At 66.0% G+C, this 20,747-nt stretch carries 21 protein-coding genes; 14 read left to right on the top strand and 7 right to left on the bottom strand.

Features of this window, described 5'->3' with window-relative positions; all coding sequences use genetic code 11:
• The first annotated feature begins 10 nt into the window (after positions 1-10).
• The 3 genes from VHK65_11430 (at position 11) to xylB (ending at position 3,747) form a co-directional block, all read left to right on the top strand.
• Complete coding sequence (locus tag VHK65_11430; protein HVS06759.1) at positions 11-658, top strand: ATP-dependent Clp protease proteolytic subunit; 648 nt, start codon at positions 11-13, stop codon at positions 656-658.
• A gap of 66 nt (positions 659-724) precedes the next feature.
• Positions 725-2,317, top strand: coding sequence for an alpha-amylase family glycosyl hydrolase (locus tag VHK65_11425; GenBank protein ID HVS06758.1), 1,593 nt, complete (start codon positions 725-727; stop codon positions 2,315-2,317).
• A complete protein-coding gene (xylB, locus tag VHK65_11420) occupies positions 2,296-3,747 on the top strand; it encodes a xylulokinase (protein ID HVS06757.1) in 1,452 nt (483 codons plus the stop codon). Before VHK65_11425 ends, xylB begins: the two co-directional genes overlap by 22 nt.
• On the opposite strand, the gene VHK65_11415 is transcribed toward xylB, so the two are convergent.
• The gene (locus VHK65_11415; protein ID HVS06756.1) at positions 3,744-4,724 is read right to left on the bottom strand and encodes a phosphotransferase; all 981 of its coding nucleotides are present in this window, start codon (positions 4,722-4,724) and stop codon (positions 3,744-3,746) included. The genes xylB and VHK65_11415 overlap by 4 nt on opposite strands.
• Positions 4,725-4,743: 19 nt before the next feature.
• On the opposite strand from VHK65_11415, the gene VHK65_11410 reads away from it, so the two are divergent.
• Genes VHK65_11410 through VHK65_11400 form a run of 3 tightly spaced genes read left to right on the top strand, consistent with a single transcriptional unit; the run spans position 4,744 to position 7,067 of the window.
• Positions 4,744-5,694 (top strand): cation diffusion facilitator family transporter, encoded by a 951-nt coding sequence (locus VHK65_11410; protein ID HVS06755.1) that lies wholly within the window; start codon positions 4,744-4,746, stop codon positions 5,692-5,694.
• 3 nt (positions 5,695-5,697) lie between these two features.
• On the top strand, positions 5,698-6,597 hold the full coding sequence (locus VHK65_11405; protein ID HVS06754.1) for a diacylglycerol kinase family protein: 900 nt from the start codon (positions 5,698-5,700) through the stop codon (positions 6,595-6,597).
• Positions 6,594-7,067, top strand: a complete 474-nt coding sequence (locus VHK65_11400; GenBank protein HVS06753.1) for a hypothetical protein — start codon at positions 6,594-6,596, stop codon at positions 7,065-7,067. Before VHK65_11405 ends, VHK65_11400 begins: the two co-directional genes overlap by 4 nt.
• Positions 7,068-7,081: 14 nt before the next feature.
• Here VHK65_11400 and VHK65_11395 read toward each other — a convergent pair whose 3' ends face one another.
• On the bottom strand, positions 7,082-8,575 hold the full coding sequence (locus tag VHK65_11395; GenBank protein ID HVS06752.1) for a glycosyltransferase: 1,494 nt from the start codon (positions 8,573-8,575) through the stop codon (positions 7,082-7,084).
• Positions 8,576-8,637: 62 nt separating this feature from the next.
• On the opposite strand from VHK65_11395, the gene VHK65_11390 reads away from it, so the two are divergent.
• The 3 genes from VHK65_11390 to VHK65_11380 all read left to right on the top strand — a co-directional run bounded on the left by VHK65_11390 (position 8,638) and on the right by VHK65_11380 (position 13,215).
• Positions 8,638-9,744: a DUF1786 domain-containing protein gene (locus tag VHK65_11390; GenBank protein HVS06751.1), complete on the top strand. Its 1,107-nt coding sequence runs from the start codon at positions 8,638-8,640 to the stop codon at positions 9,742-9,744.
• Positions 9,745-9,828: 84 nt separating this feature from the next.
• Entirely contained in the window at positions 9,829-11,223 is a 1,395-nt protein-coding gene (locus tag VHK65_11385; GenBank protein ID HVS06750.1) for a magnesium chelatase, read from the top strand.
• Positions 11,224-13,215: a VWA domain-containing protein gene (locus VHK65_11380; protein ID HVS06749.1), complete on the top strand. Its 1,992-nt coding sequence runs from the start codon at positions 11,224-11,226 to the stop codon at positions 13,213-13,215.
• 19 nt (positions 13,216-13,234) lie between these two features.
• Here VHK65_11380 and VHK65_11375 read toward each other — a convergent pair whose 3' ends face one another.
• Positions 13,235-14,176, bottom strand: a complete 942-nt coding sequence (locus VHK65_11375) for an NAD(P)H-binding protein (protein ID HVS06748.1) — start codon at positions 14,174-14,176, stop codon at positions 13,235-13,237.
• A 54-nt stretch (positions 14,177-14,230) separates the two neighbouring features.
• Here VHK65_11375 and VHK65_11370 point away from each other — a divergent pair, with 54 nt between their 5' ends.
• A complete protein-coding gene (locus VHK65_11370; GenBank protein HVS06747.1) occupies positions 14,231-15,112 on the top strand; it encodes a class I SAM-dependent methyltransferase in 882 nt (293 codons plus the stop codon).
• Here VHK65_11370 and VHK65_11365 read toward each other — a convergent pair.
• From VHK65_11365 to VHK65_11350, 4 genes are read right to left on the bottom strand one after another with little or no spacing between them, the layout of a single operon-like run.
• Positions 15,000-15,728, bottom strand: a complete 729-nt coding sequence (locus tag VHK65_11365) for a DNA alkylation repair protein (GenBank protein ID HVS06746.1) — start codon at positions 15,726-15,728, stop codon at positions 15,000-15,002. The two genes, VHK65_11370 and VHK65_11365, sit on opposite strands and share 113 nt — an antisense overlap.
• A 43-nt stretch (positions 15,729-15,771) precedes the next feature.
• Positions 15,772-16,752, bottom strand: coding sequence for a TIGR03557 family F420-dependent LLM class oxidoreductase (locus VHK65_11360; GenBank protein HVS06745.1), 981 nt, complete (start codon positions 16,750-16,752; stop codon positions 15,772-15,774).
• Positions 16,753-16,768: 16 nt separating this feature from the next.
• Positions 16,769-17,023 carry a hypothetical protein gene (locus VHK65_11355; GenBank protein ID HVS06744.1) on the bottom strand — a complete coding sequence of 85 codons (255 nt, stop codon included), beginning with the start codon at positions 17,021-17,023 and terminating at the stop codon, positions 16,769-16,771.
• A gap of 15 nt (positions 17,024-17,038) precedes the next feature.
• Positions 17,039-17,881, bottom strand: a complete 843-nt coding sequence (locus VHK65_11350) for an undecaprenyl-diphosphate phosphatase (GenBank protein ID HVS06743.1) — start codon at positions 17,879-17,881, stop codon at positions 17,039-17,041.
• A 19-nt stretch (positions 17,882-17,900) separates the two neighbouring features.
• Here VHK65_11350 and cofD point away from each other — a divergent pair, with 19 nt between their 5' ends.
• Genes cofD through VHK65_11330 form a run of 4 tightly spaced genes read left to right on the top strand, consistent with a single transcriptional unit; the run spans position 17,901 to position 20,744 of the window.
• On the top strand, positions 17,901-18,851 hold the full coding sequence (cofD, locus tag VHK65_11345) for a 2-phospho-L-lactate transferase (protein ID HVS06742.1): 951 nt from the start codon (positions 17,901-17,903) through the stop codon (positions 18,849-18,851).
• Positions 18,848-19,516 (top strand): 2-phospho-L-lactate guanylyltransferase, encoded by a 669-nt coding sequence (cofC, locus tag VHK65_11340; protein ID HVS06741.1) that lies wholly within the window; start codon positions 18,848-18,850, stop codon positions 19,514-19,516. Before cofD ends, cofC begins: the two co-directional genes overlap by 4 nt.
• A complete protein-coding gene (cofE, locus tag VHK65_11335; protein ID HVS06740.1) occupies positions 19,513-20,262 on the top strand; it encodes a coenzyme F420-0:L-glutamate ligase in 750 nt (249 codons plus the stop codon). Before cofC ends, cofE begins: the two co-directional genes overlap by 4 nt.
• Complete coding sequence (locus tag VHK65_11330) at positions 20,259-20,744, top strand: metallophosphoesterase family protein (protein ID HVS06739.1); 486 nt, start codon at positions 20,259-20,261, stop codon at positions 20,742-20,744. The genes cofE and VHK65_11330 overlap by 4 nt, the downstream gene beginning before the upstream one ends.
• Positions 20,745-20,747: the final 3 nt, after the last annotated feature.

The raw sequence follows: 20,747 nt of genomic DNA, 5'->3' as shown, positions 1-20,747 counted from the left end.
AGGACCCCAAATGGCACTGATACCCAACGTCGTCGAGACCACGGCGCGCGGCGAGCGCGCTTACGACATCTACTCCCGTCTGCTGCGCGACCGCATCATCTTTCTCGGCACCGAGATCGATGACGATACCGCGAACCTGATCATCGCGCAGCTGCTCTTCCTCGACAGCGAGGACCCTGACAAGGAGATCAGCATCTACATCAACAGCCCGGGCGGCTCACTCTCCGCGGGACTCGCGATCTACGACACGATGCGCTACGTCCGTGCGCCGGTCAGCACGCTCTGTACCGGTTTGGCGGCCAGCGCCGCCTCCCTGATCCTGGTCGGCGGTACCACAGGAAAGCGTTTCTCTTTGCCGCATTGCACGATCGTGCTGCATCAGCCGAGCGGCGGCATGCGGACCTCGCAGGCCACGGACATCGAGATCCATGCCCGCGAGATTCTCCGGCTTCGCGAGATCATCGTTGGCATCTACGCGCAGCACACTGGCCGCTCCACGGAGCAGGTCGAGCGCGACATCGAGCGCGACTTCTTCATGACACCGGAGATGGCGAAGGACTACGGCCTCATCGACGCCATCATCGAGCCCTCGGTGAAGTCCCTCGGGGTTGTCAATTCGCCGAACGGCCACGGTCTGGCGAGCGCGAAGAAACCCTAAGGACTTCGCCCTCGAGCCATTGGACGCTGACCGGCGTGAAGCCCGGAGTCGGTAGCATGGCTTGCGATGTCCGCCGGCGAGTGGTGGCGCGAGGGCGTCATCTACCAGCTCTATCCGCGCTCATTCCAGGACTCGAATGCCGACGGCATCGGTGACCTGCGCGGTGTCATCGATCACCTCGACTATCTGCAGTGGTTGGGCGTCGATGCCGTCTGGCTGAACCCCATCACGGTCTCGCCGGACGCCGATGTCGGCTACGACGTCGCCGACTACTGTGGCGTGCAGCCCTTCTTTGGTGACCTCGGTACAGTCGATCAGTTGATCGCCGAAGCGAAAAAGCGCGACATCAAGATCGTGCTGGACATCGTGCCGAATCACAGCAGCGATCGGCACCCCTGGTTCATCGATGCCCGGTCATCTCGCAGCGCGGCACACCGCGATTGGTATGTCTGGGCCGACCCCAAGCCTGACGGCAGTCCGCCGAACAACTGGTTGAGCGCCTTCGGCGGGCCCGCCTGGACCTTGGACACGCATACGGGCCAGTACTACCTGCATAACTTCCTCGCCCAGCAACCCGATCTCAACTGGTGGAACCCCGCGGTGCGCGACGCTTTCGACGACATTTATCGCTTCTGGTTCGATCGCGGTATCGCCGGATTCCGGATAGACGTCGCGCACGGCATCGTCAAAGACCGCGAGCTGCGCGACAACCCGTTGGCGACGAAGGACGATCCACCGCACGTCCGCGCCCACGGCCAGCGCTCCGTCCACAACGTCGAGCGACCTGAAGTGCATGATGTCCTGCGGCGCTGGCGGGCGCTCGCCGACACCTACGACCCGCCACGGATCCTCTTGGGCGAAACCTACGTCCTCGACGTGCGGAGCATGGCGGCTTATTACGGTCAAGGAGATGAGCTGCACCTTGCGTTCAACTTCACCTATGTGCACGCGCCGTTCGAGGCTTCTGCGCTGGCCCGGGTCGTCGCCGAGAGCGAGGTGATCATCCCGGCGATGGGCTGGCCCGTGTGGACCGTTTCCAATCACGACGTCTCCCGCGTCATGAGCCGGTGGGCGGGAGGCGACGAGCGAAAGCTTCGCTGCGCGCTCCTCAGCCTGCTGACCTTGCGGGGGACGCCGGTCGTCTACTACGGCGATGAGATCGGGATGCCCGACACCCGGCTCCGCAAAGCCGATCTGCAAGATCCGCTCGGCAAGCGCTTCTGGCCGGAACCCCGCGGGCGCGATCCGGAGCGGACGCCGATGCAGTGGAGCAACGCGCCGGGCGGCGGTTTCACCCAGGTCGGCGTGCGGCCCTGGCTGCCGACCGGCGATGTGACCGCACGCAATGTCGCCGACCAGCAGCGCGATCGATCATCGATCCTGTACTTCGTCCGCGACCTCATCGCCGTCCGTCGCCAGCGGTCCGACCTGCGCAGCGGGTCGTACAAGCAGTTGCCATCACCGGCTGGCGTCTGGGCGTGGCAGCGAGGCGATGGCACTGTTATCGCCCTCAATATGTCCGATGAACCTGTCAAGGTCCCGACGATCGTCGGCAGCATCGTGATCAGCACCATCCGCTCGCGTGACGGCGAGCGGGTCGACGGCGGCGTCGCGCTGAGCCCCTGGGAAGGAGCGCTATGTTCCTCGGCCTCGACCTAGGCACCCGTTCGCTCAAGGCGCTGGTCATGGATGTCGATGGGTCGATCGTCGGCACCGGGTCGGCCGAGTATCCAATGACAACGCCCCAGCCTGGTTGGGCCGAATCCGATCCGCAGGCCTGGTGGGAGGCCGCCGGGACCGCCGTTCATGAAGCGGCCGGCCCGCACGCATCAGAAATCGCGGCGATCGGCGTCTGCGGCCAGATGCACGGTGTCGTGCTCAGCGATGACGCCGGCGACCCCCTCCGACCGGCGATCCTCTGGGCCGATGGTCGGTCTCGCCGCCAGCTCGAAGCCTACAACGCGCTGCGCGCCGAGCGACGTCGCCAGCTGGCGAACCCGCCCGCGACCGGGATGGCGGGCCCAACCCTGCTCTGGCTGCGGGATAACGAGCGAAAGCTCTACCGCCAGGCGCATTGGGCATTGCAGCCGAAGGACTGGCTGCGCTTACGCCTGATCCACGAGGCGGCAACCGAGCCGAGCGATGCCTCCGCCACGCTGCTCTACGATTTGACCAGCGACTACTGGGCCAAGGACATCATCGACGAGCTCGACCTCCGGATCGATTTCCTGGCACCAATCCGCGAGTCCGTGGAGATCTGCGGTGTGGTCGCGGCTGCGGCGGCCTCGCATCTCGGGATCCGCCCGAATCTCCCGGTGGTCGGCGGTGCCGCCGATACCGCCGCTGCCGCGCTCGCCGGGGGCGCACTCGATCCGGGGCCAGTGCTGCTGACGATCGGCAGCGGAGCGCAGGTGGTCGCGCCGCGCGATCGGCTGGCCATCGATGTCACCGGGCGAACCCATCTCTACCGGGCGGCTGCGCCCGACCGCTGGTACGCGATGGCGGCCATGCAAAACGCGGGCATCGCCCTTGAGTGGGTCCGCACCACGCTGGGCGCGACCTGGGACGAGGTCTATCTCGAGGCGTTCGCAGTCCCGCCCGGCGCGGAAGGCCTCGTCTTCCTGCCGTACCTGACGGGAGAGCGGACACCCTACTTCGACCCGCTGGCACGAGGCGCCTGGGTCGGCCTTCGACTCAGCCATTCGCGCGGCCATCTGTTGCGCGCGGCGCTCGAAGGGGTGGCGTTTGCCGTGCGGCAGGGTCTGGAGGCATTGCTCGCGACCGGCGTGGCGGCAACCGAGCTGCGGCTCGCCGGTGGCGGCACCTTTGACCCCCGATGGCGACAGCTGCTGGCTGACGTCCTCGAACAACCGCTGCTGGCGACGGCAACGACGGCCGCGTCGGCGCTCGGCGCCGCACTTCTGGCCGGTGTCGGGTTCGGCGCCTGGCCCAATGCGCAACGCGTCGCGGCGCTGGCGGCACCCGCGGAGCTGGTTGCCGCGCCGGGTTCTGCGACCGATGCCTATGAGGCCGCTTACCTTCGTTATCGGCAGCTCTATCTGCCGATCGCGGCGGCCCTTTCCGGTTAAGTCCAGCCGGTGCGGCGCTTTAGCCATTCGAGCGCCGGCACTCCCTGATCGCGCTGGAAGGCGCGAACGGTCGGGAGGCCGGGTGGGGGCGGAAGGCGCGACCCTCGGATCATGAATCCCGCCACCGCCGCAGCGACAGCCGTCACGGCCGCCGCGGGTGCCCTCCGTCCCAGAGGGTGAACATCGAAAATCTCCCAGGGTCTCGGGCCGCCTTGCATGGCCACGCTCGGCAACATGAATAGCAGGTCCACCCATGCGGCGCCACGGCTGGCCCACGGCCAGTCGACGAAGACGACACGCGACGGCATGAGCAGGATATTGTCCGCGCGCAGGTCCGCATGCAGCAGCGTCGTTCCCGCGGCGGCATTCGGAGAAGCCGCCTCGAGTGCCGCGAGTTCGGCGAGGTGCCGCTGCGCCCAGGGGTCGAGACCTCGAAGGTCGTCCTGGCGCGACTCGGCGCTGGCCGCGAGCCGTTGCCAGCCCGAAAACACATAGGGCATCAGTTCGCTCACGGGCTCCACAGCGATTGGCGCGGGCGTCAAGGCGGAGCTCAACTCCGCAACGGCGACCAGGACGCGATCGAGTTCTGGTTGCTGCCACGGCGTTTGCGGCGCGGTTCCATCGATGTCCTCGAACATCAGGGCGATCCACTCACCGTCGTCATATAAACCCAGGAAGCGCGGCGTGGGAACCGACGCCGGCAGCGCGGCGGCGATACGAGCCTCGCGGCGATGCATCCCGGGCGAATAGGGATTGATGCTGCCGCTGACCGCCTTGACGAAGACCTGGCGGCCGTCGGCTAACGTCAGCCGCGCAGCCACCCCGGGCGAGAAGCCGCCCGGTTGGGTCGCCGCGTCGACGACGTCCGCCCCGAGCCGGTCCTCGAGAGCGTGCCGAACCTGATTCGGAAGGTCCCCCCAGTGGAGTCGTTGCCCTGTTGCCGGGGTAAAGACAGGATGGTCAGGATGATCCGTCATGGGCAATAAGATAAGGCCGATGCCGCTCGCCCCCGTGAGCTCCAACGCCGCCGCCCGGATTCGGGTAGCCCTCCTCCTCACCGCCGTCGTGCTGGTGGTCGAGGTGGTCGGTGGGCTGTGGGCGCATAGCCTCGCCCTGCTGAGCGATGCCGGGCACGTGGTGACCGACCTGGTCGTGCTGGCCCTGTCGCTATTCGCACTCAGACAGGTGCATCGTCCGGCCACAGCCCGCCGCACCTTCGGTTATCAGCGAGTGGGCATCCTCGTGGCGCTCGTGAATGCGCTGCTGCTGGCGGCGATCGTCGCCGGCATCGTCGTCGAAGCCCTTCGCCGGCTGCAAGACCCTGGCGTGGTGCACGGTGGCCTGATGGCCGCGGCGGCCGTGGTTGGTTTGGTGATCTCGCTGGTCATCGCCCGGTCGCTTCAACCGATGCAGCGCGATCTGACGGTGAAGAGCGCCTTGGTCCACATCCTGGGCGACGCCTGGGCATCGGGCGGCGTCATCGTTGCCGGGCTGCTGATCGTGGTGACAGGCTGGCTCGCGCTCGACCCTCTGCTCAGCATCGCCATCGCCGCTCTGATCGCCTGGAGCGCGTGGCGCGTGCTCGCGGCCGCGCTCGACATCCTGATGGAATCGACACCGCCGGACCTCCAGACCGAATCCGTGGTCACCTCGGTGAAGCGCGTCCCCGGTGTCCGCGACCTGCACGACCTACACATCTGGTCGCTGGGCGCCCAGAGCCGCGCGATGAGTGCGCATCTGCTGATCGATGACCAGCGGGTTACCCAGGCGCAGGACATCCTGGCCGAAGTCCGCGAGGTGCTGGCGCACGAATTCCAGATCGAGCACACGACGATCCAGTTCGAAAGCCTGGTCTGTCGGCCGGGCGATGTCTTCTGTGTGCAGCCGGAGGGCCATCCGCACACCGACGATGCCCATGACCGGATGACGCGTCGAGCCGCCGGCTAGCTGGTGGGTCCACCCGATGATGCCGAGCGGCGGCGCGCCCTCTTCGTTGTCAACCCAGCGCTGCAACGAACCGGCAGTGATTTCGGACGTCGACTGCTCGAGTTAGCCGGGGAGCTCGGCTGGGAGGCAATGGTGCTGGAGACCAAGGCCGGCCTCAATGTCGAGGCGATTGGAGCGGCACTCGCGCGGCGCGAGTTTCACTTGGTGCTCGCCGCGGGCGGGGACGGCACGGTGGCGGAAGTGATGGCCGCCGCGCACCAGCGCAGCCTGCCGATGGGCATCGTACCGCTCGGTACCGCGAACATCGTCGCCCGCGAATTGGGGCTCCCCGCGGGTTGGCGCCGAGCGACGCGGCGAGTCCTCGAACACTTTCCCGCGACTCGTGCGGTGGACCTGGCCAGGGTAAACGACGGCTACATGGCGCTCGCCGCCGGTATCGGTTTCGACGCGACCGTCATGCGCCACACGCCTGCCACGCTCAAGTACTGGTTCGGCCGTGCCGCCTATTTCGTGGCCGGGGCCTGGTGGCTGCCGCGCGCGCCGCACTTCGAGTGCACGATCCGCGCGGACGGCGAAGAAATGAAGATCACCGCGGTGGTCGTGCTGATCGTGAACGCGGGCATGCTCGGCGCGGCGCCCTTCCGCTTCGGCCCGAACATCGCGATCGACGACGGTTGGCTGGACGTCTGTGTCTACCGGCCACGCACGGCGCTGGATCGGGCCGGCGTGCTCTGGAGGATCTTCCGGCAGCGAGCCGATGGCGACAGCATGCTGCAGCGGAAGGCGCGATCCGTGGAGATCATCGCGCCCGACGTCCAGTGGAATGAGGTCGATGGCGAAGTCTACCGGGGCAATGTCCTGCGCGCTCAGATCGTCGCGGGCGGCGTCAAAGTCGTCGTATGACCACCGCTGTCAATGCCCGCCTGCCCTGGGCCCTTTTCCTGCCGCTTGCCGGCGTGACCGAGCTTGGCGGCATCATCCTCCTGCTCGCTGGCCGGGGCATCGGCTGGGCCGCGATCCTGGCGCCGGTCATCGGCTTCGCCGCGATGCGCGGACCTGTGCGGCCGCGCTTCGAATTCATGGAAGAGGGCGTGATCTTTCGCAGATCCGGAAAGAGCCCGCTGCTGCCCTGGGATGAGATCGCCGCCGTCGCCCTGGTAAAAGCCAGCGGCCGGACGGTGCTCGCCTACCGGCTCAAGCCGGGCGTGGCGGTGATGAAGCGACATCCCGGATCAGGCTTCCTGCGTGCCAAAGGGCTCGACTTCGACGGTGGCTACTTCGTCGACCAGATGACTGCCTCTCCCGAGGAGATTCGGCAGATGTTCGAGCGGCATCTCGCGCCGCAATTTCCCTCTCCCTCTGGGGGAGGGTAGCGTTGGGGGACCTTTTACGCTGCCGGTACTGAGCGCTCGGCGCGAAGCGCCGTCCGCACCGGGCGGGCGGAAACCGGCGAGACCATCGGAGCGAGCTTTTTCAGGCTGAAGATCATCTCCGAACCGCCGACGTACTCGACGCCCTCGATCTCGAAGCCCTTTCCCTGGAGATAGGGGCCGAGATTCGCCTGGGTGTAGTGCGTGATGTGCTCGTCCGCATAGCCGCCGGGTGAGAGGCGTCCGTAGAGCCACTCCAGCGCCCGCCATCGCCAGCGGTCGTAATCGGGTGTGCCGAGGATGAGCCGGCCGCCGGTCGTGAGGACCCGCGACAGCTCATCGAAGGGCTTCTCCTGCGCGGGGATGTGTTCGATGACCTCGGAGCAAATGACGCAATCGAAACTTCCATCGGCGAAGGGCAGCTCGAAGATGGAGCCGTGGACGAGCGTGTTGCCGTAGCGCCGCGCGTAGCGCAACTTATGAAGCTGGATATCGAGGCCGACCATGCCAGGAATGGCGCCGATGATGCGGCTCGATCCACAGCCAACATCGAGGACCCGGCGGTAGCCGCTCGCCAGTCGCGTGACGGCCTGGTACCGCCCCCGCTGCCAGTAGCGCTGCAGCGGGATGATGCTGTCATAGGCGCGCCCGTCGTAGTCCGATGATGCGATCGAGTTGCGCAGTCGCCACATCGCCACGAAGGTTCGCAGATAGGAGACGGCGAACCGCAAGAGCCGGGCGTGACTCTGGCCGGCGACCCGTGCCCGGTATCGGAAGGGGACTTCATGGACGCGGTAGCCCGCCGCCAGCGCGCGAATCAGGATTTCCTCGAGGACATCGAAGTCGGTCGCCTTCAGCTCGAGTTCCCGCAGGATCGCGCTGCGGTACAGGCGGTAGCCACTGGAAAGATCGTGGACCGGCAACGAGAGTCCGCGACCAAAGGTGATGTTCAGGATCCGGCTCATCACGCGCCGGGTGACCGGCATTTCCGCAGCGCCACCCTCCACGTACCGGGAGGCGATCACCACATCGCCCTTGGTGCGCGCGGCCCACAGGTCTTTGAGGAACGCGGGATCATGCGACCCATCCGCGTCGAGCGTGATGACGTACTCGCCGCGCGCCTGCTCGAAGCCGGCCCGGTAGGCTCCGCCGAATCCGGGGAGCCTCTGGCTGACCATCCGCACCCCGTGCTTGCGTACCATCTCTTGCGTGTTGTCGTTTGAGCCGCCATCGACCACGATGATCTCGAACGTCGGCCCCAGGGCCACCAGGGCCTTCTTCAGCTCGGGGAGGACCCGGTCAAGGTTTTCCCCTTCGTTCAGCGCCGGGAGGACCAGGCTCAGGGCGCATCCCGGTAGCGCAACCGCGTCGGCGCCGGGGATGATGAAGGACGGGATGCCATCAACCAGCGGATACCGGATCCCATCCCGAACGCAACGAAGTTCGAGCTCCGCGTCAGTAGTTAACGGTCCGTGGCATTTGGGGCAGACCAGGCTATGCGGAATCGGCATGGGCTACCGAATGAACGGAAAGTGAGATCCGAGCTTGCTTTGGACGGACCGGGGAGGCGTCAGTGAGGCGCCCGCGAATCCTGGCGATCGACGTCGGTACCGGCACTCAGGACATCCTGATCCTGGAGGGCGGCAGCGTGATCGAAAACGCCGTCCAGTTGATCATGCCGTCGCCGACGGCGCTGCTGGCCGAGCGGGTGAAGCAGGCGACGCAGGACCGCGTCGACCTTCTCTTGACCGGCGTCACCATGGGTGGCGGCCCCGACCACTGGGCGGTGGAGGCGCACCTCGAGGCGGGGCTCAAGGTCTACGCCACCCCGGACGCTGCCCGGACCTTCGACGACGACCTGGACCGCGTGACGGCGATGGGCATCCGGATTGTCGACTCGCCGGCCGCCACGAACGGGACGCGCCGGCTCGAGCTGCGTGACTTCTATCTCGCGGAGTTGATGGAGGCGCTGCGGGCATTCGGCGTCAGCACCGTCTTCGATGCGGTCGCCGTGGCGGTCTTCGACCACGGCGCGGCTCCACCGGGCGTCAGCGACCGCCGATTTCGCTTCGACTACTTGCGAGGTCAGGTCGAGCGTGGCGTCGGCCTGGAGGGCTTCGGCTTTCTGGCCGCGGAGATCACGGCGCGGATGACCCGCATGCAGGCCGTCGCCCGCAACTGGTCAGGTCCCGAACCCCTGTTCCTGATGGACACCGGGCCGGCGGCGATACTTGGCGCGCTCGACGATGCCGTCGTGGCGACGTCGGATCCCGTCCTGGTGCTCAACCTGGGGAACTTCCACACCATCGCCGCGCTGCTGCACGAACGGCGCATCGCCGGTCTGTTCGAGCATCACACCGGCGAGCTAACCCGGCCGAAGCTGGAGCAGTACCTCGACGCGCTCGCCGCCGGATCTCTCTCCAACGACCAGGTGTTCGACGACATGGGACATGGGGCGCTGGAGCTCGGCGTCAACGCATCACCGCCGCAGCGGCTAGCCGTTACCGGACCGCGCCGCGGTCTGCTCGACGGCTCGCGGCTCAGTCCGCACCTCGCCGTGCCGCATGGCGACATGATGCTCGCTGGATGTTTTGGGCTCCTCCGGGCCCTGGCGGCGCGACTCCCCGCGTTCGCACCGGTTGTCGAGGACCAGTTGGGTGTTCCCGCGCGCTCGCACTGAGACGAAGCGGATTTGAATCCAGCTGAACGCACAGCGGCCCCGTAGAATCGAAGCGGCGTCACCACCATTCCTAAGAGGTTTCCATTGGAGCATCCCACGACCATCGCCCAGTTGCGACAGAGCGAGTACCGCGTCCTTCCCGTCAAGGAGGAGATGCGCAAAAACCTGGTGCGCAAGATCAAGGCCAACGAGGAGCTGTTCCCCGGCATCATCGGCTTCGAGGGATCGGTCATTCCGCAGGTGGAAAACGCGATCCTCTCCGGCCAGGACATCGTCTTCCTCGGTGAGCGCGGCCAGGCAAAGAGCCGTCTGATCCGATCGCTGATCGCGCTGCTGGATGAGCAGGTCCCGGTGATCGAGGGCTGTGAGATCAACGACAACCCGTACGCTCCCATCTGTCGCGCCTGCCGTGACCGCGTGGCCGCCCAGGGCGATCGGGTGACGGTCCGCTGGATCGGTCCGGACCAGCGCTACAGCGAGAAGCTGGCGACTCCCGACACCTCGATTGCCGACTTGATCGGCGAAGTCGACCCGATCCGGGTCGCCGAGGGCAAGTACCTGGCCGACGAGCTCACCATCCATTACGGACTGGTCCCGCGCACCAATCGCGGTATCTTCGCGATCAACGAGCTCCCCGACCTCGCCGAGCGGATCCAGGTCGGCTTGCTCAACCTGATCGAGGAGCGCGATGTGCAGATCCGCGGATTCAAGCTGCGGCTGCCGATCGATGTCTACGTGGTGGCCAGCGCGAATCCCGAGGACTACACCAACCGCGGGCGCATCATCACGCCGCTGAAGGACCGTTTCGGCGCGCAGATCCGGACGCACTACCCGCGTAATGTCGAGGACGAAATTCGCATCGTGGAGCAGGAGCGCACATCGTTCCAGGATCGCGAGCTCTCGGTGGTGATGCCGGACTTCATGAAGGAGATCGTGGCCGAGGTGACCCAGCTGGCGCGTCGCAGCCCCAAGATCAACCAGCGCTCCGGTGTCAGCGTCCGCATCTCGATCACGAATTACGAGAACCTGGCGTCAAACGCCTCGCGGCGTGCGCTGCGGACGGGCGAGACGGAGGCGGTGCCGCGCATCACCGACCTGCCCGCGATCATTCCCTCCAGCGCCGGCAAGCTGGAGATGGAAACCTGGGAAGAGGGCGACGACCAGACGGTGCTGGAGAAGATCATCAAGACCGCGGTGCTCAACGTCTTCCGGCGGCACTTCGAAGCCAGTCAGTTCAACGAGCTCGTGCAGCGCTTCGACGCCGGCCTCACCTTCGAGGTTTCCGAAGGGCAGGCCGCGGAGCGCTACGCGACCATGCTGCGCGAGCTGCCCGGGATGGAGAAGGCGCTGAAGAGTCTCGGATTGGACAAGCGGCCCGCGCTCGCGGCCTCGGGGATGGAGTTCGTCCTCGAGGGGCTGCACTTGAGCAAGCGGATTAACAAGACGGAAATGGACGGAGCGGCGATCTACGCCGGCTAGATGATCTCCCGCTCGAACCGCTACGAGCGCTGGGATGGGTCCCAGGAGCCGTTCGGTCGCGACGCCGAGGACCTGTTCGACCGGCTCGCCGAGGACCTGTTCCAGGGCGGCGACTTCGATTACGCGCTCCACCGATTGATGAGCCGCGGCTGGCGGGACAAGCAGGGGCGCCGGCTTCCGGGTTTCGAGGAGATGCTGGAGCGGCTGCGTCAGAAGCGCCTACAACAGTTGAAGCGCTACAACCTCAACGATGTCTTCGGCAACATTCGAGAAAAGCTGAACGACATCCTTCGGCGCGAGCGGCAGGGCATCAACGACCGCCTTGAGCAGGCACCGGAGAGCGCCAAGCGCGTGCTGCAGAAGATCACGAAGAAGAAGCTGCAGGAACTGGATCAACTGCCGGAAGACGTGGGTGGCATGATCCGCCAGCTCAACGACTACGAGTTCATGGACGAAGGTGCCTCGCAGGCCTTCCAGAAGCTCATGGAGGAGCTCAAGCAACAGGTTTCGCAGACCTACTTCAAGAACATGACGCGCACCATGCAGCAGTTGCGTCCCGAACACCTGGGCGAGATCAAAGAGATGATGAAAGCGCTCAACCAGATGCTGCGCGATCGGCTGGAGGGAAAGCCGCCCAAGTTCGAGCAGTTTATGGCGCGCTTCGGCCACTTCTTCGGCCCGGACCCGCCGAAAACGCTCGATGAGCTGATCCAGCATCTCGAGCGGCAGATGGCGCAGATGGAGTCGCTCATGCAGTCGCTGTCGCCGGAGATGCAGCGGCAGATGCAGGACTTGCTAGCCTCGACCCTGAACGACCCCGAGCTACAGGAACAGATGGCCGAGCTCGCCGCCCAGCTCGAGTTGCTCTCACCCCGCCCAGGGCTCGGCAGCCGCTACGCGTTCTACGGCTCGGAGTCGCTTCCGCTGCAGGAGGCGCTCTCGTTGATGGAGCGGCTGCAGGGCATCGAGGACCTGGAGGCGGCACTGCGCGAGGGATACCAGGGCCGGCAGCTGACACCTGAGCAGTCTCAGCAGCTTCAGCAACTCCTGGGGCCCGACGCCCGTCAGGCCGCGGACCAGATGAGCGAGCTCGCCGCGCAGCTGGAGAAGAAGGGTTATGTCCAGCGCGGCAAGCGCGGCATGGAGCTGACGCCGCGGGGCATGCGTCGCATCGGTCAGAAGGCCCTGCGCGACCTGTACACGCGGCTGAAGCGCGATCGCTTCGGCGACCACCCGATCAGCGTCCGCGGGCTCGGCTCGGAGCGCTCGGACGAGACGAAGGTCTACGAGTTCGGTGACGCCTTCAACCTGCACGTCGAGCAGACGCTGATGAACGCGCTGCGGCGCGAGGGGCCGCAGCAGCCGATCCAGCTCAAGACCGACGACTTCGAGGTCTTCCGATCAGAGTTCAGCGCTCAGTCGGCAACGGTGTTGATGATCGACATGAGCCGGTCGATGCCCTTGCGCGGCTACTTCTATGCTGCCAAGAAGGTCGCCCTCGCCCTCGATGCCCTGATCCGCAGTCAGTTTCCTCGCGACTACCTGCAGGTGATCGCCTTCAGTGACTACGCCCGGCCGGTCAAGTCCCACCAGCTTGCGGAGCTGACCTACAACGAGTCGATCTACGGGACCAACATCCAGCACGGCCTGATGCTGGCCCGTCAGTTCCTGAACCGGCACAAGACCGGCAACAAGCAGGTCATCATCGTCACCGACGGCGAACCGACGGCGCACATGGAAGGCCAGCACGCGGTCTTCTTCTATCCGCCCCTACCGGAAACGTTTCAGAAGACGTTGCTCGAGGTGCAGCGCTGTACGCGTGAACACATCGTGATCAATACCTTCATGCTCGACAACGACTATCATCTGGTGTCGTTCGTCAAGCAGATGACCCGCATGAACGGCGGCCGGGCCTTCTTCGCCAGCGCCGACCGTTTGGGCGATTACGTATTGCTCGACTACGTCGACCGCAAGCGCAAAGCCAGCCACTGATCAATTCCGGATCGGGCCTTCAGCGGACGGAATCTCCCAGGACGGGTCCGGGTCGCGGGTAGTGCCGATCCATTTCGGACGCATACCGGCGTCCGACTTCGTGACGGTGCAATCGCAGCCAATCGGTGAGGCGCGTCGTCCCGCGCGGCGGCTCGCGCGAAACCAGGATGTCGTGCATCAGGTCGTCGAGCTCGTCACGCGTGAGCAGCATGTCGCCGACCAGCCGGCCTGCCACCGTTGCACCGGCCATGGCCACGACTGGCGGCAGGTGCAGGAGGAGCGTGTCGAGCTTCATCGCCCGGCGAAGGAGACGAACCAGTTCGTCAAAGGTGAAGATGTCTGGTCCGGCCGAGTCGACGACAACATCCGCCTGTTGTGAGCCAACCTCGACGAGCAGACCCGCGTGGTCCTTGACGTGCATCGGCTGGAGTCGGTAACGGCCGTCACCAGGAATCCCAAAGACAGGGAGATGCCGCAGCAGCCAAGCGATGTTGTTGATCAGAACGTCCCCTTCGCCAAACAGAAGCGTCGGCCGCACGATGGCATACGACAGTCCCGAGGACCGCACCGCGTCCTCGAGCGCCGCCTTGCCCCGGTAGTAGCTGGTGGTCGAGGCGGTCGGGTTGGCAATGCTGGTCTGGACGATTCGACGCACGCCGGCTCGTCGAGCCGACTCGATTAACCGCTTGGTGTTCTCAACCGCGGCGCCGTGAGTCACGCTGCCGTGCGGCGCGCGCACCCAGTACGTGTTGTAGAGGGTGTCGGTGCCCTTCAGCGCGGTAACGAGGGCATCAGGGTCCTCGAAATTCAGCGGATACGTCGGAATCCGTGGCGCCAGCGGATCATCGGGCTTCGGATGGTTGGTGAGGGTCCGCAGAGCCCGACCGCGCTCCAGCAACTGCGCGGCAATGAACCGACCGCTGTAGCTGAAGGCGCCCGTCACGACGTCGATGTTGTTCACCGTCGCTCAGTCTAGGTACGGTGACATCGAGCGATTCGGTACGATCCCGATTCGGTGAAGGATCGGATCGCCGAGCACAACAAGGACATGTGGGAGCGGCTGGCAAAGGCCGCTATGAACTACACCCGCCCCTTCGGCCGGCCGCCCAAGACCCGGGCGGGCATGCGGCGATTCATGGATCCGCGTGGGCGCCTAAAGGGAGTGCGATTGGCAGGCGCTCGCGTCCTCGGGCTAGCGGCGGGCGGTGGCTGGGACCCCGTCATCTTCGCCAAGCTGGGGGCCGAAACGACCGTCTTCGACATCTCGCCGACCCAGCTCAAGACCGTGCGAGAGCTGGCGGCGCGGCAGCGCGTCAAGATCCGGCTGGTCCGCGGCAATATGAAAGACCTCTCCGTGTTCAAGGATGCGTCGTTTGACCTCGTCTGGCATTGCCACTCGCTGGTCTTCGTCGATGACGCGGTTCGCGTGCTCAAGGAGGTCGGTCGGGTGATGGCGCCGGGTGGCACCTACCTCTTGTCGACCATGCACCCCACGACGCTCCGACTGTACGGCAGCTACAAGGACGGGGGCTGGAGCCCGAAGATCACCTATTTCGAAGACAAGGCGGTGCCGTACACCGATGAGTGGGGAATGACTTGGACCCTGGGTAACAAGAAGCTGGTCGCGCCGACCATCGAGTTCGGGCATCGCTTCGAGACCATCGTCAACGGGATGGCCGCCGCGGGAATGGTGGTGGACGGGATCTGGGAGTTCTCCCCCGGCGATGACGACGACGAGACGGAGCCTGGCTCCGATGCCCATCTCGATACCCTGTTCCCAGCCTTCATCGAGGTCCGCGGCCGGAAGCTCGTCCCGGGTGCTTTGCCGACTGATGGGCAGCGAGCACCGCGGCGCGCTGCGCCGAAGAAAGGTACTTCACGGCCTCGCGGACGGTGACACCAGAGGCGCGGGCGGCGCGCGGTAGCAGCCAGGCATAGACCGTATCCGGCTGCGGCTTGCCGGTCTCGCGCAGCACCCAGCCGATCGATTTGCGGATGAAGAACTCCCGCTCCTCGAGCATCCGGTCGGCGTAGCGCGCGAAACGCTGAAAGTCACCCTTGCCGCGTCGCAAGGGCCGGAGCAGCGCCAGCATCGCGGAGCGGCGTATCCAGAAGTCGTCCTCGCGCGCCCAGCGGTCGAGCACTCGCCGCAGTTCGGGCGAACGCTCCACCAGCGGACCGGTAATGACGATGGCTAGCTCATCGACAAAGGCCCACGTCTTCGACTGGCGGATCAACCGCTCGAGCAGCGCGATATCGACGGGCTGAAGAAGCGGCTCGAACGCTTCCAGGAGGAGGACGGCCACCATCCGCCGCTCGAAGACGGGCGTTTTCCAGAGGATGCTGATCAGCGCCACCAGACGCTGGCGATCGAGCCCGCCATGCCGCCGCTTGACCCCCCGAACGATTTGCCGCATCGCCGGCAGTCCAACGCCGAGGAACTCGAGATCACTCTTCAGGTAGGCCTTCTCCGCCGGGGCGCGCGCGGGATTGCGATGGCGGCGAAGCTCCACGTCGATAGCCGTGGCGATGGCCGCCGGGCGAGGCAGCCCGGCCTTAGTGGAGCTTGGGGAGGACCTGCTTGCCGAAGACGTCAATCCACTCGAGCTGGTTGCGGCCAACATTGTGCAGGTAGACGCGGTCAAAGCCGAGGTCGATGAACCTCTGGATCTCGCGACAGTGCGCGTCCGGATCGGCGGAGATGAGCATGCGGCCCTCGAAGTCTTCGGGCCGAACGAGCTTGGCCATTTGCGCGAAGTCGTTCGGCGAGCGGATGTCGGCCTTGGGGAATTTCATCCCGCCGTTCGGCCACTCCGTCAGCGCGTTGCGCATCGCTTCCTCGTCCGTGCGCGCCCAGGAGAGATGGAGCTGGAGGATCCTGGGCAGCGTCGACGGATCTTTCCCGGCCTCCATACACCCCTTCTCGAAGCGCTCGAAGACGCCTCCAATCTTTTCCTCCGGCGCGCCCACGGTGATCAGGCCGTCGCAGAACCGCCCGGTCCTTTCGGCCGTCACGAGCCCGGCGGTGGCGATGTAGATGGGCGGAGGTTGCTCCGGCATGGTCCAGAGCCGCATCGTCTCCATCTTGTAGTACTCGCCCGTGTGCTTGACGTCCTTCCCGGTGAAGAGTTTCCTGATGATCTCGATCGATTCGAACATCCGGTTGATGCGCTCGGCGACCTCAGGCCAGTAGCCGGCGACGATGTGCTCGTTGAGCGCCTCGCCGGATCCGAGGCCGAGCCAGAAACGGCCAGGGTACATGGCGCTCATGGTGGCCGCGGCCTGGGCGATGATCGCCGGATGCGTGCGGAACGACGGACAGGTCACCCCCGGGCCGATGTCACCACGCGTGTGCTCGGCGGCCGCTGCCATGAACGCCCAGACGAAGGCGGCGTTGCCCTGCTGCGGGGTCCAGGGCTGGACGTGATCCGCCGCCATCACGCCCGAGAACCCGGCGGCTTCCGCCTTCTCGCAGAAACCGATCAGCTCGCGCGGATGAAACTGCTCCAGCATGGCCGCATAGCCGATCTGCGCCATGGGCTAATTCTCCGCCTTAGCGGTTGAAAGGGGTCCGCTCGGAGAGGGCGGCGCGGCGCGGACGGGCGAAGGAGGCGAGTACGACGCCGGCCGCCGCGACGACCAGCGCCAGAATGAAATGCTTGAGCCGGAAATGTTGTCCGGGCAGGATGGTGCTCTCGGTGGCGGTGCGGACGACGAGGTAGAAGAGTGCGACCAGGAGGCCGGCAAAGAAGAGCACGAGACCGGCGAAGAAGGCAAGCGGATTGTTCTGCAGCGCGTTGTCTTGCATGAGTCCTCCTGAAGGTCAGCGGCTCAGCAGGATCAGGGAAACGATCCCGAACGCCGCGCAATAGTAGGCAAATGGATCAAGCCGTCCCACCCGAAAGTATCGCATGAGGTAGGCGACGCTCAGGAACGCCGCAACGCCGGCCACCACGCCTCCGGTCAGGTAGACGGGGAGATGTGGCAAAGCGACCGGGGTGAAAAGGTCCGGGATTTTGAGAACGCCGGCGCCCAAAATGATGGGCGTCGCGAGCAGGAATGCGAAGCGGGCGGCGGCCTCGTGCGTCAGGTTAGCGAGCAGGCCGGCCACCATCGTGCTCCCGGAGCGGGAGATGCCGGGCAGCAGCGCCAGGATCTGCGCCGAGCCGATGCCGACCGCGGTACGCACCGGGAGGGCGTCGAGCTGCGTCCGCCCGTCATCGAACGCGACGGCGCGCCGGCGAATGCGCTCGCCCACGAACATGATGGCGCCGTTCACGATCAAGAAGCCGGCCGCCGCACGCGGGTTGGCAAACAGGCTCTGCACCTGCTTTTGGAGCAGGACGCCGACGAGCCCGGCCGGGATCGTACCCGCGATCAGCCGCCAGCCGAGTTTTTCGTCGGCCGTGCCGTGCATCCGTCCGTCGATCACGCTGCGGAACACCGCCCGGATGATGGCCAGCCAGTCGCGCCAGAAATAGATCGCCAGGGCGATGGCGGTCCCGACGTGGAGCAGGACCACAAACGCCAGGAAGGTTGGATCCGCCTGGTTAATATTCCAACCCAGCAGCTTGGGCAGGATCACGGTATGTCCGAGGCTGCTCACCGGGAATAACTCGGTGACGCCCTGGAGCAATGCCAATACGAGGGCCTGGAAAAGCGACATCGTTTCCTATGATGCTTGAATGAGTGCGAGGCCCGTCGTCGTCCTGGCGGGCGGCGTCGGCGCGGCGCGATTCCTACGAGGCCTCGTTCGGGTGGTGCCGCCGGAGGAGATCTTCGTGATCGGGAACACCGGCGACGACATGTGGTGGCACGGGCTCTACATCGCCCCCGATCTCGACACGGTCACCTACTGGCTTGCCGGCGTGGCAGATGAGTCGCGTGGTTGGGGACTCCAAGGCGACACGTTTACCGCCCAGGAAGCCCTCGCCCAGCTGACGGACCGGTCGTGGTTCCAACTCGGCGACCGCGACCTGGCGACCCATCTGTATCGGACCGGGCGACTGGCCGACGGCGTCCCGCTCCATCGCGTGACGGCGGAAATCGCGGAGCGACTCGGCGTCCGTAGCCGGATCCTTCCGATGAGCGACGCGCCGGTTGAGACGCGCCTCAAGACCGATGGCGGCGACCTGCATTTCCAGGAGTACTTCGTGCGAGAACGCTGTCGCCCGACCGTCCAGGAGATCTACTGGACTGGGCTCGAGGAGGCGAGCCCTGCGCCCGGGATTGCCCAGGCGCTCGATGCGGCTCGCCTGGTGCTGATCGCACCCAGCAATCCGAGCATCAGCATCGGACCGATTCTGCGGGTGCCCGGGATGCGGGCCCTGCTCTGCGCCGCGCGCGGCCGGACCGTCGCCGTCTCGCCACTGATCGGCGGCCGCGCGGTCAAGGGCCCGACCGTCGAGTTGATGCGCGCCGAAGGAGGACGGCCGGACGCGCTCGGCGTGGCGGAGCGCTACCAGGACCTCGCCGCCGGCTTCGTCCTAGACACGGCCGACGCGGCACTAGCGCCGGCGATCGCGGACCTCGGCTACCGAATCAGCGTGCGTCCGACCATGCTCGACGACCTCGATTCGGCTCGCGAGGTCGCCTCCGCGGCCCTGGATCTGCTGCACGAACCGGCTGCCGCATGACGCTCGCCATCGTCGTGCCCGTCAAATCACCGCGCCGCGCGAAGCACCGGCTCGAGCCTGTCTTGAATGAAGACGAACGCGAGCGGCTTGCGCTGGTGATGGCTCGTGAGGTCTTCACCGCGGTTGCGGCGCTCACCAGCTACGGGCGGTTCGTTGTTTCCGACGACCCCGAAATCCTGGAAGAGGCCCGTCGCTTCGGCCTCGAACCTCTGACGGATCGGGTCGCCCAGGGTCAGAGTGCCGCCGTCCGGCAGGGGTTCGCGGCCGCCTGGGAGCGGGGCTACACAGCCGCGCTCACTATCCCGGGCGATGTGCCGGCCGTGACGTCTGAAGAACTGGCGGGGATGGCGGAATACCGCCCGGAAATCGAGGTGCTGCTGGCACCCGATCGCGAGCGCCTTGGGACCAATGGGCTGCGGCTGGTGCCGCCCCACGCCATCACGCTCCGCTTCGGGGAGGATAGCTTCAGCCTGCACCACGACGAAGCGCGGCGTGCCAACCGCAGCTTCGAAGTTAAAGAAGTGGAGGGCCTCCGATACGATCTCGACCGGCCCGACGACGTCGTCGCCTTCCTTCGGCTGCCGCGTGATACCGCTACGCGGCGCCTGCTGGAAGAGCTCGACGTCGCCGACCGGGCCCTCGCCGGTCTGCCGCCGCGCGCTTGAGTGCGGTCTCGATCTATCCCGTCGCCGGCCTCCCGGAGATCGTCAAGGGCGCTGCGCTGCCGGAGCTCATCATGGACGGCCTCGGGCGGCTCGGCATGTCCCTCGAGGCGGGGGATCTTGTCGTCATCACGCAGAAGGTGGTCTCGAAGGCCGAGGGGCGGTTGGTGCAGCTCGACCGGGTGCACCCCTCCGCGCGGGCGACGGAGATCGGCCAGCGAATCGGCTTCGACCCGCGCCATGTAGAGGTCATACTTTCTGAGTCGGTACGGGTCGTTCGCGAGGCGCCCCGGGTGCTGATCACGGAAACGCGGCACGGCTTTATCTGTGCCAACAGCGGTGTCGACCGATCGAACACGGGGGGCAAGGAGATCGTGGTCTTGCTACCCGAGCACCCCGATGAGTCGGCTCGCCGATTGCGGGAGACGTTTCGCGCCCTATCTGGAGTCTCGGTCGGTGTGGTGATCTCCGACAGCTTCGGCCGGCCCTGGCGGGAAGGGCAGGTCAACGTGGCGATCGGTGCGGCCGGTGTGGTGGCATTGCGCGATTACCGGGGCCTCAAGGACCCGGACGGGTATGAATTACAGGGCACGGAGCTAGCGGTTGTCGATGAGATCGCCTCGGCGGCTGAGTTGGTGATGGGCAAGCTGGATCGGGTCCCGGTTGCGCTGATCCGGGGTGCGACGGTGGCCGGCGACGGCCGCGTGCAGACACTGCTGCGGGATCCGGCGACCGACCTCTTTCGATGAAGATCGGCTTGCTCGCTGACACGCAGGGGAGCTTCGACGTCGAGGCGCTCCTGGAGTTCGTCGGCAAGGAATTCGCCGGAGTCGACGAGATCTGGCACGCCGGGGATTGGGGCAGCGAGGACGTCCTCGAGGGATTGCGCCGGTTGGGGCGGGTGGTGGTCGTCAACGGGAATGCGCCCAGCGACTCGCGGTACCCCACGACGATCGAGGGCACCATCGGGCGCTGGCGTGTCGGAATGGTCCACAACCTCGACAAACAGCGGGCACGGTGGGCGGCCGGGTACGACGTCCTCATCCACGGGCACACCCATCGATGGCGAGATGAGGTGATCGGGCGAACCCGCTTCATCAACCCCGGAACGGCGACCCGTCCGCAGTTCGGTGGCACAGAGCGGACGATGGCCCGGCTGGCTTTCGAAGGCGAACTGCGAGTGGAGAAGCTATTGGTTCCGAAGTTCCCCAAACGAGCGGCGATATCATGACGC

The sequence above is a fragment of the Candidatus Dormiibacterota bacterium genome, assembly GCA_035544955.1.
Taxonomy (GTDB): domain Bacteria; phylum Chloroflexota; class Dormibacteria; order CF-121; family CF-121; genus CF-13.
This window is presented reverse-complemented; position numbering and strand designations above follow the sequence as displayed.